Source organism: Virgibacillus sp. 7505, assembly GCF_002272135.1.
In the GTDB taxonomy this organism is placed as follows: Bacteria; Bacillota; Bacilli; order Bacillales; family Amphibacillaceae; genus Terribacillus.
In genome coordinates, this window is sequence record NZ_NPBF01000342.1 from 1 (window position 1) to 230 (window position 230).

At 42.6% G+C, this 230-nt stretch carries 1 protein-coding gene; it reads left to right on the forward strand.

Translation table 11 applies throughout. The features are described 5' to 3' along the window. Positions 1 to 140 precede the first annotated feature (140 nt). Positions 141 to 230 (forward strand): helix-turn-helix transcriptional regulator (locus tag CHH91_RS19245; RefSeq protein WP_141234263.1); only part of this gene is annotated, 90 nt, incomplete at its 3' end.

The following is a 230-nucleotide window of genomic DNA, read 5'->3' on the forward strand; positions in this document are numbered from 1 at the left end:
GTAAAACATCGAATGCAAGGGGATAAACCGCGATGCTACGCAAAATAACGGCAATTGCAACCCCAAACTGACACCTTTGCAACCATAAGTAGGTGGCCGTAAAGGAGCGACTTGTTTACGATAAGGTTGAGGTGAAGAGAATGGAATTTTATCGAAAATTAAAAAAACTGAGAGCGCAAAAAGGATGGTCCCAAGAAGAATTTGCCGAGAAGCTTCAAGTCTCCAGACAA